The sequence below is a fragment of the Streptomyces sp. CBMA152 genome (assembly GCF_014596475.1).
Classification (GTDB): domain Bacteria; phylum Actinomycetota; class Actinomycetes; order Streptomycetales; family Streptomycetaceae; genus Streptomyces.
Window position 1 is genome coordinate 43,388 of the sequence record NZ_MECJ01000022.1, and the last position, 12,178, is coordinate 55,565.

The window sequence follows — 12,178 nt, forward strand, 5'->3', positions numbered from 1 at the left end:
GATCACGGGCCGGCTCCCGGACCGCGCACCGCGGTCAGGTGGGCGAAGACGACGATGTTGCTCTCGTAGCCCGCCTTGCGGTCGAACTTGCCGCCGCAGGTGATCAGCCGCAGCTCCGGCCGGTTCCGTCGGCCGTACACCTCCTCGTTGGGGAAGTGCGCCTTGTCGTACTTCTTGACCTCGTCCACCGTGTACACCGCGACCTTGCCGTCCGCGCGCCGGGCCTCCACCAGGCGGCCGGGCTTCAGCGCGTACAGGCCCGCGAAGACGGCGGGCCCGGTCCGGGTGTCGCGGTGGCCGACGGCGATCGCGGTGCCGTTCTCGCCCGGCGTGGGACCGCCCGCGTACCAGCCGACCGGCTTCGGGTCGTCGACCGGCGGGGTGGCGAGATGGTGCGAAGGGTCGAGCCCGAGGCCGACGACCGGCGCCTTCAGGCTCAGATACGGGATGGCGAGCCCGATCGCCCTGGACGGCGGCAGCGGCACGGGCGGCCGGGCGGCGGGCGCGGCACGCCCACCCCGGGCCGAACGGCCGCCGGGGCCGGGCGACTTGGCTCCCGCCCCGGGGGCCTGCTTGTCCCCGTCGGCCCCCGTGGGGGCCGAGGGCGCCACCGCGCCCCCGGTCCCCGTGGCGCCCATCGCGACCGGTGCGACCGACCCGTCGTCCTGGGACCACCAGACGCCGCCGACGACCAGGGTCACGGCGAGCGCCGCCGTCCGCGCCAGCCGGTAGCCGCGCGTACGGTGCAAGGGCCTGGGGGAACCGCTACGCGGCGCCATGGGGGCGACGGCGCAGCCGGCGCAGGAAGAACACCCCGGAGGCTCCGACCAGACCGAGGGCCGCGAGTCCGCCGACGGGTGGGATGCCGTCGGTGAGGCCGCCGCCGGTCCCGGCCAGACCGCCGCCGCCCGCGGGCACCCCGCCGTTGGGGCCGCCGGTACCGCCGCCGGTGCCGCCGCCCGTGGCGCCGCCGGCCGAGGAGCCGACCGGGGCGCAGTCGACCTTGAAGACCTTGTGCTTGCCCGCGCCGTTGCCGCCGGTGATGTTCCAGGTGAGCTTGTACTGTCCGTCCGGCAGCGTCAGCGGCACGGTGTGGCCGACCCCGGTGGCCAGCGTGATGGAGCCGTTGAGCGTGGCGCCGCCCGCTCGGAGCGGCTGGGTCTGGATGGACCAGGTGATGCCCTGTGCGACGTCGAAGTTGAAGGCGTCGAGGTAGAAGCTGCAGACCTTGGGCTCGTTGCGCTGGTCGGTGAACGGGGTGCCGACGTTGTGGATCTTCACGTCGCCGTTGTCGCCGGGCGCGGCGTGGGCGGCCGGGGCCCCGGCCAGGAAGGCTCCCGCGAGGGCCAGGGACGCGCCGACGGTGACGGCCGGGCGGCGGAGGGCGAGGTGCGGGGGTGGTGAGGCAGGCATGCGCTTTCCTTTGTGTCAGATTGTCATATAAATCGACCTTTCCTCTGACTCTCTGTCATACCTGTACGGGGAAACGGCGGCGCAGCGCCGAGGAGGCGACCGGATATCGCCCGTCCGGCGCAACGCGTCAACGCAGTGCGACCAGCTCGACCGGGAAGCCGTTGAGCACCGCCGTCCCCGACAGCGGGTCCAGGCGCGAGCCGTCGAGCAGTTGGTTGACGTTGACGCCGGGCTGTTCGGCGGCGACCCCGAGCCGGGTGCCGGGACGGTTGTGGCCCCAGCCGTGCGGCAGGCTGACCACGCCCTCGCGGACCGCGTCGGTGATCTCCACGGGCGCCGCCACCTCCCCGCCGTCGGCCTTGACGCGTACGGGATCGCCGTCGGCGAGTCCCAGCCTGGCCGCGTCCTCGGGGTGCACATGGAGGGTGCAGCGGTTGGAACCGCCGTTCAGGGACGGGATGTTGTGCAGCCAGCTGTTGTTGGAGCGCAGATGGCGCCGCCCCACCAGGACGAGACCGGCCGGGCGCTGGTCCAGGGCCGCGCGCAGCCGGGGCAGATCGTCGGCGATCGGGCCGGGCAACAGCTCGACGCGTCCGCTGCGGGTCCTGACGACCTGCGCCAGGCGCGGCCGCAGCGGCCCCAGGTCGATGCCGTGCGGATGGGCGAGCACGCGCTCCAGGGTGAGCCCGTCCGGGTCGGCGCCGAAGCCGTCCCCGTACGGCCCGAGCCGCAGCATCATGTCGAGCCGCCGCTCGGGGCCGTTCTCGCCGGTCAGCCGCGCGGCGAGCGTCTTGGCGTCCTGGCCGTACACCGCCGAGTGCGGATCGGCGACGGCCTTGCCGAGGGTGCGGTCGATGACCAGCGCGTCGACGGCGTCCGCCGGGGCGCCGTGCATCCCGGTCGCGGCGAGCACGAGCCGGGCGTGGATCTCGCACTCGTCGAGCCTGCCCTCGGCGAGCGGGACGGCGGCCCGGGTGTAGCGGACCTGGTTGCGTACGGCGAAGGTGTTGAAGGCGAAGTCGAAGTGCGCGCTCTGCGAGGGCGGCGGCGGGGGCAGCACCACATCGGCGTGGCGCGAGGTCTCGTTGAGATACGGGTCGACGCTGACCATGAAGTCGAGCCCGGCCAGCGCCCGGTCGAGCCGGTCGCCGTCGGGGGCCGAGAGCACGGGGTTGGCGGCGCTGACGATCAGCCCCCGGATCTGCCCCTCCCCCGGTGTCTCGATCTCCTCGGCGAGGACGGCGATGGGCAGTTCGGACTTGGCCTCCCCGTGTCCGCCGACGCGGCTGCGCCAGCGGCCGATCGCGAACCCCTTGCCGGGGCCTGCCGGGCGGGGCGCCTTGTCCGTGGCGGAGAGCGGGAAGAGCGCGCCGCCGGGCCGGTCGAGGTTGCCGGTGAGGATGTTGAGTACGTCGACGAGCCAGCTGGCGAGGGTGCCGTGCTCGACCGTGCAGCTGCCGATGCGGCCGTAGACGGCGGCGGTGGGCGCGGCCGCGAGCTCGCGGGCGAGGACGCGGATCTCGTCCGGGTCGAGCCCGCAGGCCGCACCGGCCGCCTCGGGCGTGAACTCCCGTACGGTGTCCCGCACTTCGGCCAGTCCGTCGACCTGTTCCGCGAGCTCCCCGAGCGAGGTCAGCTTCTCCTCGAAGAGTACGTGCGTGAGCGCGGCCAGCAGCAGCGCGTCCGTGCCGGGGCGCGGGGCCACATGCCGGTCGGCCAGCTTGGCGGTCCGGGTGCGGCGCGGGTCGACGACGGTGAGGGTGCCGCCGCGCCTGCGCAAAGCCTTGAGCCGACCCGGGAAGTCGGGCGCGGTGCACAGACTCCCGTTGGATTCCAGCGGGTTGGCGCCGAGCAGCAGCAGATGGTCCGTACGGTCCAGATCCGGCACCGGGATCGCGAACGGGTCGCCGAAGAGCAGTCCGCTGGAGACGTGCTTGGGCATCTGGTCGAGGGTGCTGGCGGTGAACAGGTTCCGGGTGCGCAGCCCGCCGAGCAGGACGGGCGGATAGAGCGCCCCGGCCATGGTGTGGACATTGGGGTTGCCGAGCACGACCCCGACCGCGTTCGCCCCGTACTCCTCGATCAGCGGCCGCAACCGGGCGGCGACCAGGTCGAACGCCTCGTCCCAACTCGCCTGCTCCAGCACGCCGTTGCGTCGCACCAGTGGCGCGGTGAGCCGGTCGGGGTCGCCGTCGACCTCGCCGAAGGAGGCGCCCTTGGGGCAGATGAAGCCTTGGCTGAACACATCGTCCCGGTCGCCGCGGGCACCGGTGACCCGCGTCCCCTCGACGGTCAGGGTCAGCCCGCAGGTGGCTTCGCAGAGCGGGCAGATGCGGAGGGCTGTGCGGGACATTCGTCCTCCCCAGGGCGGCGGTGGCGCACGGGCGGTCCCGAGCATACCGACCGGTAGGCATGGCGGCTAGAGAAGCGCCGGGGCAGGAGTACGTGGGGTGCGCTCAGCCCAGCGTCCGCGCCAGATACGCGTGCAGCAGCTCCCGCGTCTCGGCCACGATCCCCGGATCCCCTTCCGGATCCGTACGGAAGGCGAGCCGCAGCAGGGCGTCGGCGGCCTCCACCGCGACCAGGATGGTCCGGCGGAGCTCGGCGTCGGGGGCGCGGCCGAACTGGGCCGGGAGCAGCTCGGCGAGGCGGTCGGCGAGCAGGTGGTTGGCGTCGGAGGCCGGGTCGGCGACCGGCTGCGGCCCGCCGAAGTCGACGAGGTTGAAGCCGGGCACGGTCTTCTTCAGGACCAGGTACTCGTCGAGCACCGCGTCGATCGCCCCGCGCCAGTCCTCGGCCTCGAACGCGGCGAGCCGGGCGCCGACGATCTCGGCGAACCGGTCCAGATTGCGCGCGGCCAGGGCCTCCGCCATCGCGCGCTTGTTGCTGAAGAACCGGTATACGGACCCGATGGGCACCCCGGCCCGCTGGGCCACGGCCCGGGTGGACAGCTCTTCGTAGCCGGTCTCGTCCAGGAGCTCGGCGCAGGCGTCCAGGATGCGACTGAGGCGCTGGGCGCTGCGCTGCTGCACCGGTGCGCGGCGGAGGTTCGCATGGGGCACGGGGCCCATCATGCCGCGCCCGGCCGATTTTGCCGTTGACGTGGTCGAATCGGAATCCTACGGTGGCCCATAGGATTCCAGGATTCCTTCGGCGGCGGGAGCGGACGATGACGACCAGCAGCGAGCAGGCCAGGAAGACGGCGGAGGCGCTCGCGTACTCCTCCGGGTTCGGCAACGAGCACAGCTCGGAGGCGGTTCCCGGTGCTCTGCCCGACGGCCGGAACTCGCCGCAGCGCGCCCCGCTCGGCCTGTACGCGGAACAGCTCAGCGGTTCGGCGTTCACCGAGCCGAGGGCGCACAACCGCCGCTCCTGGCTCTACCGAATCTCGCCGTCGGCCGCGCACCCCGCGTTCGTCCGCACCGACAACGGCAATCTGCGCAGCGCGCCCTTCACCGAGACGACGCCCGACCCCAACCGGCTGCGCTGGAACCCGCTGCCGGAGCCCGCGGCCGGGACGGACTGGCTGGCGGGTCTGTGGACGCTCGGCGGCAACGGCGACGCCACCCAGCGCGCGGGCATGGCGGTGCACCTCTACCACGCCAACGCGCCCATGGACCGGGTGTTCAGCGACGCGGACGGCGAGCTGTTGATCGTCCCCGAGCGCGGCGGACTGCTGCTCCGCACCGAACTGGGCCTGCTCGCCGCCCGCCCCGGCGAGATCGCGCTCATCCCGCGCGGCGTGCGCTTCCGGGTGGAGCTCCTGGACGAGACGGCCCGCGGTTACGTCTGCGAGAACTACGGCCGGCCCTTCCAGCTCCCCGACCTCGGCCCGATCGGCGCCAACGGCCTCGCCAACGCGCGTGACTTCCGGGCGCCGGTGGCGGCGTACGAGGAGGTCGAGGGCCCGGTGGAGGTGGTCAACAAGTTCTGCGGCAACCTGTGGAGCGCGCAGTACGACCACACTCCGCTGGACGTCGTCGCCTGGCACGGCAACCACGTCCCGTACGTCTACGACCTGCACCGCTTCAACGTCATCGGCACCATCTCCTACGATCACCCGGACCCGTCGATCTTCACGGTGCTGACCTCCCCGTCGGACACTCCGGGCCTGGCGGGCGTGGACTTCGTGGTGTTCGCGCCGCGCTGGCTGGTCGGCGAGGACACGTTCCGGCCGCCGTACTTCCACCGCAATGTGATGAGCGAGTACATGGGCCTGATCGAGGGCGCGTACGACGCGAAGGCGGAGGGGTTCGTCCCGGGCGGCGGCTCGCTGCACAACATGATGTCGGCGCACGGCCCCGACCGTGAGACGTTCGACAGGGCGAGCGCCGCCGAGCTGAAGCCGCAGAAGATCGACGACGGCCTCGCGTTCATGTTCGAGACGCGCTGGCCGGTGACGGCGACGGAGCAGGCGGCGTCGGCCGATCACTTGCAGCGGGGGTACGACGAGGTGTGGCGGGGCATGGAACGCCACTTCCGCCCCTGACGTTCTGGGCTTCCGTCCCTGAGCAGCGTCTTCCGCTTCCGCCGTTCGCCTGATAGGGAGCCACTGTGACCTCCTCCTTCGCTCCCGACTCGCTGGTCCTGAACCGCAAGCTGCCGCTCTGGTACCAGGTCTCGCAGTCCCTGCGCGCCTCGATACTCGGCCGCACCCCGGACGCCTCGCTTCGGCTGCCCACCGAGGAGCAGTTGGCCGCGCACTACGGGGTGAGCGTCCTGACCATGCGGCAGGCGCTGAAGGAGCTGGAGGAGGAGGGGCTGATCACCCGCCACCGGCGGCGCGGCACGTTCATCGAGCCGGCCGCCCGGCGCGGGGCGCCCGTCCGGCTGCTCGGCTCGATCGACGCGATCGTGGCCCAGCAGTCGGGCGAGCCGACGACGGTCCTCGGCCATGGGCCGGGGCCGGTGTCCGGGGAACTCACGGAGTACTTCCCCGACTGCGCCTCGGTCGTCACCTACCGCCGCCTGCGCCGCGACGGCAAGACCGGCGAGCCCACGAACTGGGCGGAGAACGCCGTCCGCCCCGAACTGGCGGCGTCCATCGAGCTGTCCGACCTCGAACGCTGGCCGATGACCAAGGTGCTCCGGGACGCGGTGGGCGTCCGCATCAGCCGCATCACGGACACGGTGGAGGCCCGCCTGGCGGACCCGGCCACAGCGGATCTCCTCCAAGTCCCGCTCCTGTCCCCGATCCTGCACTACACCGGTGTCACCTACGACGAGACGGGCCGGGTGGTCGACGTGGCCCGGATCCGCTACCGCGGCGACCGGTTCTCGTTCTCGGTGACGGTGGAGGCGCGGTGAGGGGGCGCGGCCGCCAGTACCGGTGACACTGTCTTCACCCACCCCCGGCCGCCTACCATGACCCCCCGTGAGTGACGACTTGCATCTGCTCGATGATCTGATGCCCTGGGCCGTCGCGCCGCTGCGGACCGGGCGGGCCTGGGTGGTCGGTCCGGACGAGCGTGCGCTCAGGGCCCGTTGGGACGCTTTCGTACGAGCGGAGGGCGACGAGCGCGAACGCCTCTTCCACCCCAGCCGCACCCGCACCCTCCGCACCACCGCCCCCGCCCTCCCCGGCGCCCCCGCCAACACCGGCCCCCTGAGTCACGAGACGGGCCCCTGCCCCGCACCCCGCCGTATCACCCACGGCCCCTTCGACCACCAGTGGCTGATACCGGACCACCGCCTCCTCGACGCCGCCCGCCCCGAACTGTGGCGCGTCGCCGACGAACGGCAGCTGTTCGCGGTCGAGCAGGGCCACGTACCCCAACCGGCCGGCCGAGCAACGGCCCTCACCGTCTCCGCGCTCCTCCCCGACGGCCGCTCCCCCGCCGGCCGCCCCGGCCGCATCCGCCCCCTCTACCGCCGCCCGAACGCGGCCGAGCCCAACATCGCCCCCGGCCTGCTCACCTTCCTCGGCAAGACGTACGGGCACGACGTCGACCCCGAGGACCTGCTCGCCTGGACCGTGGCGACCGCCCGCGCCACACCCGCCGGATGCGCGCTGCCCCTCACCACCGACCCCCAACTCTGGGTCAGCGGAGTCGAGTTGGGCCACCGCGCCATCGCCCTGATGCTGCGCGGCACACGCGGCGGCGAGAAACCCCGGCTGCCCGGCGGACGCAGGCCCTACGTACGGGCCGCGATCCCGGCCCGCCCGGACGAGCTGCGCTACGACGCGGAGGAAGAGGCGCTGCACCTCGGCGAGGGCCGCATCTCGCCCGTACCGTCCGGCGCCTGGGAGTACCGCGTGAGCGGCGTACGCGTACTGGAGCTGTGGTTCGAGCGGCGTACGGAGAGCGGCGAGCCGGGCACTCTGGAGGCGATCCGGCCCGCGTCCTGGCCGCAGGAGTGGACCTCCGAGCTCCTTGAGCTGATCACCGCGCTGGCCCTGCTGAGCGAACTCCCCACAGGGCAGGAGGCGCGGGAGGGCGACCGCCTCACCCCCGCCGATCTCGTCGACGCGCGCGTGCTGCCGGTCCCCGCCTCGGCCCGCCGCCCCGCATCCGTACTGGACCACCCCGAGGAAGGCCCCGGTGGGCAGTTCGCCCTGCTATGACAGAGCGGCCGGGGCAGATGCGTCCGGGCACACCGAAGCGCTGCTGTGAGCCCTGGGGATGACAGAGGGGCTGACAGCAGCGCTGCGCCGGGACGGCGTGAACGCCTGCGCGCGTTTCAGGAAGTCACTGGTCGTGAGCTGTCGTGGGATTCAGCCGCGGCTGCCGAAGAGCGAGCGGCGCAGGCGCCGCAGCGGGGCGAAGAGCGAGACGCGGGCGCTCTTGCTCCTCCGGCTGTGCGCGAGGTCACGCGAGGTCAGTTCGCGCATCAGCATCGTCGCCTCGGCCGCCTCGCGCTGCGGGACGGCAGGACCGCCCAGCACCGAGAGGTGGCGGTCGAGCCGCGAGCTGGTCGCACTGCTCCCGCAGGTGATGGCAGGCACTCTCGCCCTGCTGCGCATTGTTATCTGTTCCATGTCACTCCCCACCCATACGAGGGCACCCGGCCCCGGGCAGGGTAACCCTATCGCCCTCGCATCACACTCGTGTATCCCGGTCGCGGGATTCACCTCTCCCGGGGAACATTGACGATTGACCGATGGCTACTCTCCGAATACGCATGGTTCCAGGGCGAGTTGGACAAGAGGCAGATGGGCACGCCACCCACCGCCCCAAGTGGCGGCCGGGGCGGGCCCGGTGATTCCGCGTCCGGTTCTCACAGGCCGTCACACGCTCACCCTGTGTGACCGATCGGCATCACAGGTCGGTACACAGGGGGCTGCGGATGCGGTCACCTGAGCTAATTTGGAATGGATTCGCCGTTGTTGGTCTCGCCGTCATGGAGGAGGCTCGCCAGTGAGCGAAGTGCCGGGCAGTGAGCAGCGCGTTGTCGCGGGTCGCTACCGACTGCTGTCCCCGCTCGGCCGTGGCGGCATGGGCGAGGTGTGGCGGGCGCGCGACGAAATATTGGGGCGCGAAGTAGCGGTAAAAGAGGTGCGCGCGCCGGTCGGGCTCGACGCGACGGACGAGCACCGGCTGTACAGCCGTCTGGAACGCGAGGCCTGGGCGGCCGCCCGCATCTCGCACCGCAATGTGGTGACGGTCTACGACGTGGCGACCGAGGACGGCCGCCCATGGATCGTGATGGAGCTGGTACGCGGGCTCGCACTCTCCGACGTACTGGAAGCGGAAGGACCGATGCCGCCGCAGCGGGCCGGGCACATCGGCGCCGAGGTCATCGCCGCCCTGCGCGCCGCACACGAGGCGGGGGTGCTGCACCGCGACGTGAAGCCCGCCAATGTACTGCTCGCCAACGACGGCCGGGTGGTGCTCACCGACTTCGGGATCGCGACGGTGGCGGGGACGTCCACGCTCACCATGACCGGCGAGGTCGTCGGCTCACCCGAATTCCTCGCCCCGGAGCGGGCCTTGGGGCGCACGCCCGGCCCCGCCTCCGACCTGTGGTCGCTCGGTGTCCTCCTGTACGCGGCGGTCGAGGGGAATTCGCCGTTCCGGCACGACACCCCGCTCTCCACCCTGCGGGCGGTGGTCGACGAGGAACTGCCGCCGCCGCGCCGCGCGGGCCCGCTGGCCCCGGTGATCGAGGGGCTGCTGCGCAAGGACCCGGCCGAGCGGCTCTCCGCCGAGCAGGCCGAGCACCAGCTACGGGTGGTGGGCGCGGGCGGCTCCGTGTACGGCGCTCCCCCGCCGACTCCCGGCCCGCACAGCAGTCCGTACAACAGGACGACGATCGCTGCCGGGGATCCGGACGCGGGCCGGACGCCACCGCTGCCGAACCCGGTGCCCTCGGGCCCGTACGGCTCGGACGCCTCGACCACCACTCAGGAGCCGCCGGAACGCAAACGGCACCCGGGGGCCGTGCTGTTGGTGGGTGTGGTGGTCCTGCTGCTCGCGCTCGGCGGGCTCGCGTGGGCGCTGGCGCGCAGTGACGGGTCGAGTGGATCGGACTCGAACACTCCGCCTGCCACCGGTCAGGGCACGATCACCGCGAGCCGCAGCGACACGACCACCGCGAGCCACGGCGGCGCGGGCGCCACCACAGCCACCACCGACACCACTGCTCCCGCCAGCCACAGCCCCACCACATCGGCGCCGCCCGCGCAGTCCGTGAAGGTCTCCCTCCAGTCCGTACGCGGGAGTTACTCGGGCAGCTGCCCGCCGCCGGACGGGGCGGCTCCGGCCGTGCTCGCCGTGTTCACCGTGGGGCGTACGCCGGTGGACGTCCAGTACCGCTGGGTGACGGCGACCGGCGAGTCCTCCGACCCGGGCTGGAAGACGCTGAGCTTCGGGTCGGGCGACGCGAAGACCAAGCAGGTGTCGCACATCGAGTCGGGGTACAAGGCCGGGAAGACGGTCCACAACGCGGTGCAGCTGGAGGTCCGCTCCCCGGTCTCGGCCAGCTCCAACTCCGTTTCGTACACAATCACTTGCACGGAGGAGACCCCGACGGGCGGGGCCTCCTCGTCGTACTCGGCGCCGGCGGGCGGCGGCTCCGCCTCACCCGCCGGCTGAGATGCGCTCGTACCTGGGTGCGCCCGTGCGGATCAGGCCACGGACGCGAAGGTGGGCAGATAGCCGCCCGACTGCCCGGCGGCGGTCGGGTGGTAGGACTCCCCTATGTTGGTCCAGACCAAACTGTTCAGCCAAGGGCTGCCGGAGCAGATCTCATGGCCGGTGAAGGCCGGGACGACCGAGGCGAAGGTGAAGCCGTGGTCGGCCGCACGCTTGGCGGTGACCGTGTTGAGCTCGTCCGCCGCACCGTTGATCGCGGCGCGCGAGGTGTCGCTCAGACCGAAGAAGCAGTTGCCGCCGATCTTGTAGAAGTGCGGGTAGCCGATGACGACGACGTGCGCGTTCGGGGCCTTGGCTCTGATCGAGTCGTAGACGGAGTCGAGCTTTGCGGGCAGGACGTTGTCGGCATAGTCGCGCGCCTGGTTGATGCGGTTGATGCAGGTGGACTGCGAGTTCAGCACGCAGGTGGTCATGACGTCGGAGAACCCGGCGTCATTACCGCCGATGGTGATCGAGACGAGGTCGGTCGAGTCGTTGAGCGGGCCGAGCTGACTGGCCTTCACATCGTCGGTCGTCGCACCCGAACAGGCGGTGAAGGCGAACGAGGCGGGGGCGTTGGACGCCGCCCACAGGGACGGGTACGCCTTCGGTGAGCGCTTGCAGGAACCACTGGAGCTGTCGTACACACCGGTTCCCACTCCGGAGGAGTAGGAGTCGCCGAGCGCCACATAGTCGGTGCCTGTGGCCTGGGTCGCGGCGTTGGCCACGCCTGCCCCGGTGAGGGCGAAGGCGGCGGCCAGGAAGATCGACGACACATAGGCCGTCATACGGGAGAGCTTCATGTGGGGGCCTCCTAGTGCGGGGTATCCGCCACAGATGTGGTACCAGCGAGTAGGGATCACCGGAAGTGGACATGCCAAGAACTTTCAGAAATCCGCTCCATCGGGGGAAACCCTGACTCTGAGTTCCCGTCAATTGACCTTCACCGCAGGGAACTTCACTGCACGACCCTTGTCTTGACGGCCCTGATGGGCTGCGCCACATTGGAGCCCCGCCGCACGCGGAGGCTCCAGGTGCACGCGGAGGAACGACGTGGCCAGTAGGCCAACAACCCCATCCGGCCCACGGCATGACGGATCGTCGGCCCGTGAAGATCTCGCGGCCGCGCTGAGCGGTGCCGCGCTCACCGTCTCGGTGGTCGGCGCCGCCATCGCCTGGATTCCGCTCGACTCTCCGCTGCGCGCACCACTCGCGCTGTTCTTCTTGATCGCCGCACCCGCCGAGGCATTGGCTTTCGCCTTACGCCGGCTGGAACCGCTCACGCGCGCGGTGGCGTCTTTCTCGGGCACGGTACTCATCAATCTGGTGATCGCCGAAACAATGGCGATCATCGAAGTCCGGTCCGTACGCGGCGAGATCATGGCGGTCGCAGTGATCAGCTTTCTTCTTTTCCTTACGGGAACGGGAGTAAAACGCTCCGCAACCGATCGGTCGAGAATGGTCAAAAACCCAAAAACGTGAGGCCACGTTCCAGGTCTTGCCATACAGCCCCAATCATCAATACCGTCTTACATCCACCCGCATCGGCCCATCATGCAAAGCGGCTCTAGGGGAGGGCTCAAGCGCCGCGAGGGGCGGCCGGGGCGGGACGCGCTAGGGGGGTACCGTGCTCGGTCTTTCTGCGTTCTCGACCGGTCACGGGCCGCGCGGCCAGCAAAGCCAGCTCACCT

General features: G+C 71.5%; 11 protein-coding genes. 5 read left to right on the plus strand and 6 right to left on the minus strand.

What is annotated here, in order from left to right; translation table 11 throughout:
* Positions 1-2: 2 nt before the first annotated feature.
* The 4 genes from BG418_RS19305 to BG418_RS19320 all read right to left on the minus strand — a co-directional run bounded on the left by BG418_RS19305 (position 3) and on the right by BG418_RS19320 (position 4,484).
* Positions 3-749, minus strand: coding sequence for a class F sortase (locus BG418_RS19305; protein WP_398999410.1), 747 nt, complete (start codon positions 747-749; stop codon positions 3-5).
* A gap of 16 nt (positions 750-765) precedes the next feature.
* Positions 766-1,413 (minus strand): hypothetical protein, encoded by a 648-nt coding sequence (locus BG418_RS19310; protein WP_188275168.1) that lies wholly within the window; start codon positions 1,411-1,413, stop codon positions 766-768.
* A 127-nt stretch (positions 1,414-1,540) separates the two neighbouring features.
* Positions 1,541-3,766, minus strand: a complete 2,226-nt coding sequence (locus tag BG418_RS19315; RefSeq protein ID WP_188275169.1) for a molybdopterin oxidoreductase family protein — start codon at positions 3,764-3,766, stop codon at positions 1,541-1,543.
* A gap of 103 nt (positions 3,767-3,869) precedes the next feature.
* Entirely contained in the window at positions 3,870-4,484 is a 615-nt protein-coding gene (locus tag BG418_RS19320; RefSeq protein WP_188275250.1) for a TetR/AcrR family transcriptional regulator, read from the minus strand.
* Positions 4,485-4,582: 98 nt separating this feature from the next.
* Here BG418_RS19320 and hmgA point away from each other — a divergent pair, with 98 nt between their 5' ends.
* From hmgA to BG418_RS19335, 3 genes are all read left to right on the plus strand, one after another.
* Positions 4,583-5,902, plus strand: coding sequence for a homogentisate 1,2-dioxygenase (gene hmgA, locus BG418_RS19325; protein WP_188275170.1), 1,320 nt, complete (start codon positions 4,583-4,585; stop codon positions 5,900-5,902).
* Between the two features lie 65 nt (positions 5,903-5,967).
* Positions 5,968-6,720 carry a GntR family transcriptional regulator gene (locus BG418_RS19330; RefSeq protein ID WP_188275171.1) on the plus strand — a complete coding sequence of 251 codons (753 nt, stop codon included), beginning with the start codon at positions 5,968-5,970 and terminating at the stop codon, positions 6,718-6,720.
* A 100-nt stretch (positions 6,721-6,820) separates the two neighbouring features.
* Complete coding sequence (locus BG418_RS19335; protein WP_188275251.1) at positions 6,821-7,978, plus strand: type ISP restriction/modification enzyme; 1,158 nt, start codon at positions 6,821-6,823, stop codon at positions 7,976-7,978.
* A gap of 150 nt (positions 7,979-8,128) precedes the next feature.
* Here the strand turns inward: BG418_RS19335 and BG418_RS19340 are convergent, their stop codons facing one another.
* The gene (locus tag BG418_RS19340; RefSeq protein ID WP_188275172.1) at positions 8,129-8,392 is read right to left on the minus strand and encodes a hypothetical protein; all 264 of its coding nucleotides are present in this window, start codon (positions 8,390-8,392) and stop codon (positions 8,129-8,131) included.
* A 379-nt stretch (positions 8,393-8,771) separates the two neighbouring features.
* On the opposite strand from BG418_RS19340, the gene BG418_RS19345 reads away from it, so the two are divergent.
* Positions 8,772-10,448: a serine/threonine-protein kinase gene (locus BG418_RS19345; protein WP_188275173.1), complete on the plus strand. Its 1,677-nt coding sequence runs from the start codon at positions 8,772-8,774 to the stop codon at positions 10,446-10,448.
* A 32-nt stretch (positions 10,449-10,480) separates the two neighbouring features.
* Here the strand turns inward: BG418_RS19345 and BG418_RS19350 are convergent, their stop codons facing one another.
* A complete protein-coding gene (locus tag BG418_RS19350) occupies positions 10,481-11,290 on the minus strand; it encodes an SGNH/GDSL hydrolase family protein (RefSeq protein ID WP_188275174.1) in 810 nt (269 codons plus the stop codon).
* A gap of 250 nt (positions 11,291-11,540) precedes the next feature.
* Between BG418_RS19350 and BG418_RS19355 the strand changes: the two genes are divergently transcribed.
* A complete protein-coding gene (locus BG418_RS19355; RefSeq protein WP_188275175.1) occupies positions 11,541-11,969 on the plus strand; it encodes a hypothetical protein in 429 nt (142 codons plus the stop codon).
* The last annotated feature ends 209 nt before the right edge of the window (positions 11,970-12,178 follow it).

Excerpts from the sequence above, each read along its gene's own strand:
- BG418_RS19310 (WP_188275168.1), bottom strand. The coding sequence starts at position 1,413 with ATGCCTGCCTCACCACCCCCGCACCTCGCCCTCCGCCGCCCGGCCGTC.
- BG418_RS19315 (WP_188275169.1), bottom strand. The coding sequence starts at position 3,766 with ATGTCCCGCACAGCCCTCCGCATCTGCCCGCTCTGCGAAGCCACCTGC.
- BG418_RS19320 (WP_188275250.1), bottom strand. The coding sequence starts at position 4,484 with ATGGGCCCCGTGCCCCATGCGAACCTCCGCCGCGCACCGGTGCAGCAG.
- hmgA (WP_188275170.1), top strand. The coding sequence starts at position 4,583 with ATGACGACCAGCAGCGAGCAGGCCAGGAAGACGGCGGAGGCGCTCGCG.
- BG418_RS19335 (WP_188275251.1), top strand. The coding sequence starts at position 6,821 with ATGCCCTGGGCCGTCGCGCCGCTGCGGACCGGGCGGGCCTGGGTGGTC.
- BG418_RS19340 (WP_188275172.1), bottom strand. The coding sequence starts at position 8,392 with ATGGAACAGATAACAATGCGCAGCAGGGCGAGAGTGCCTGCCATCACC.
- BG418_RS19350 (WP_188275174.1), bottom strand. The coding sequence starts at position 11,290 with ATGAAGCTCTCCCGTATGACGGCCTATGTGTCGTCGATCTTCCTGGCC.